2 protein-coding genes are annotated in these 857 nt (G+C 60.6%); one reads left to right on the forward strand and one right to left on the reverse strand.

What is annotated here, in order from left to right; translation table 11 throughout:
• Positions 1-351: LysE family translocator (locus PMI37_RS30810; protein ID WP_008088988.1), on the forward strand; the 351-nt coding region annotated here is incomplete at its 5' end.
• A gap of 3 nt (positions 352-354) precedes the next feature.
• On the opposite strand, the gene PMI37_RS30815 is transcribed toward PMI37_RS30810, so the two are convergent.
• Positions 355-768: a VOC family protein gene (locus PMI37_RS30815; protein WP_008088990.1), complete on the reverse strand. Its 414-nt coding sequence runs from the start codon at positions 766-768 to the stop codon at positions 355-357.
• Positions 769-857 lie beyond the last annotated feature (89 nt).

Raw genomic sequence — 857 nt, forward strand, 5'->3', positions numbered from 1 at the left:
TGGCGGGCCAATCCGAAAGCCGAGGAGCACGTGACGGGTGCAACCGTTGGCTTCTTCGCCCTGGCGCGACAGGAATTTCTGGTCGCGGCCGGCAATCCGAAAGCGATTCTGCTGTTCACCGCTTTTCTGCCGCAGTTCGTCGATCCGGCCCGCCCGGTGCCGGCACAATTCGCGGTACTGGGTGTGCTGTTCCTGCTGCTGGAATGGATCGCCATCAGTGCTTATGCCTGGATGGGCCTGCACATGCGCCGCTGGTTCGCCGAGCCGCGCGGCAAACGGATATTCAATCGTTGCTGCGCGGGACTGCTGTCGGCGGCGGCTTCGGTATTGTTGATGGCCAAACGCGCCTGAGGTCTACGCCTCGGACGGCCCTTTGAGTTCGACCTGATTGCCGTCCGGGTCGAAGCAATAGAGGGACAAACCCTTGCCCTCGGCGCCGAAGCGCGACTCGGCTTTGGCAACGCTCAGACCAAAAGACTGCAAATGTGCGCTCAGCAGCGCTTCATCGAAGGGCTCGATGCGCAGACAGAAGTGATCGACGTTGCGCCGCTCGGCACCGGCCGCCCCGCCGCCCTTGCGGCCGAGTTCGCCTTGCAGGTCGACGAGATCGATCATCGAGCTGCCCGCGCGCAGATGGATCAACCCCAGCGGTTCGTTGCGCCTGACCACCTCGGCGCCGAACACCTGGCCGTAGAAGTCGATGCTGCGCTGCAGGTCTTGCACGCGCAGGACAATGTGATCAATACGCTGAATGGAAAACGGATGCATAAACCCGATACCTCACAATCTCTGTAGGAGCTGCCGAAGGCTGCGATCTTTTGACTTTGATTTATACAAACAAGATCAAAAGATCGCAG

Origin of the sequence: Pseudomonas sp. GM80 (assembly GCF_000282515.1) — a bacterium.
Lineage (GTDB): Bacteria > Pseudomonadota > Gammaproteobacteria > Pseudomonadales > Pseudomonadaceae > Aquipseudomonas.